General features: G+C 62.9%; 1 protein-coding gene and 1 pseudogene. Both read right to left on the bottom strand.

Annotated features, from left to right (window positions below):
* Positions 1 to 569: pseudogene (locus tag U1700_RS15450) on the bottom strand (IS5 family transposase); the annotation flags it as partial.
* A gap of 212 nt (positions 570 to 781) precedes the next feature.
* Positions 782 to 1,019: hypothetical protein (locus tag U1700_RS15445; RefSeq protein ID WP_332753542.1), on the bottom strand; the 238-nt coding region annotated here is incomplete at its 5' end.

The following is a 1,019-nucleotide window of genomic DNA, read 5'->3' as shown; positions in this document are numbered from 1 at the left end:
GCAGGTATGGATGCCCTTGGCCTGGAGCGCATCCCTGAACCAGTCGGCGTCGTAGCCGCGGTCACCTAGCAGCCACTGAGCCGTCGGCAGGTCGTCCAGCAACGCGACCGCACCGGTTAATCGCTGACCTGGCCGGCGGTCATAAAGAAGCTCAAGGGGCGTCCGTTCGCATCGGCTACGGCATGGAGCTTGGTGTTCATGCCGCCCTTGGTGCGGCCGATCAGGCGGCCAAGCCCCCCATTTTTTACCCGCTGGCTCGATGCCGTGCGGTGCGCCTTCAGATAGGTGGCGTCGATCATAACCGTCTTCGGCTCGGCGCCTGCCGCCGCCAGCCCTTCCATCATCCGCGTGAACACGCCTGCCTCACCCCAGCGCTTCCACCGGTTGTAGAGCGTCTTGTGTGGCCCATAGGCGCTGGGCGCATCTCGCCAGCGCAGCCCATTGCGGATAACGAAGACGATGCCACTCAGAACCCGTCGGTCATCCACCCGCGGCCGGCCGCGGCTCTTGGGAAAGAACGGCCGCAGCCGCTCAATCTGCTCATCCGTCAGCCAAAACACGTCACTCATTCCGGTTTCCTCGCGGAGCCTGAATCAGATCGCGACGCTCACATCAATGGGTCCTGACCCTAACGTATGCGCTGCGAAAGCGCATTATCGGCAACCACCACGTAGGAGGCGTCGTTGCAATCACGTTCGCCGGGCCCAAGTAGATCACACCCGCGTCCAAGGTAAGTAGCCTATCGGCGCGCCATTCCTTTCCGGTCGCGAGCGTGACCAACTTAGCGGTTCACCTGACGGGACACAGCTCCTGGCGTAATCTCCAACAGACTGGCGATAAAACCCTGCTTGAGCCCGGCCGCGCTGGCGGCGATCACTAAGCTACGCCCGAACTCATTCAACCGTGTGCCGCTGTCATTCTTCGCGTGCTGACGCAATTCCGCCAGGAGCACGGCATCGCCTTCCAACTCCGTCACAGCGCGAAGCAGGTCGCGCCCCTCGCGCGTTCGCGGGACAAGA

This window comes from Sphingomonas sp. RB1R13 (assembly GCF_036663775.1).
GTDB lineage: Bacteria > Pseudomonadota > Alphaproteobacteria > Sphingomonadales > Sphingomonadaceae > Sphingomicrobium.
This window is presented reverse-complemented; position numbering and strand designations above follow the sequence as displayed.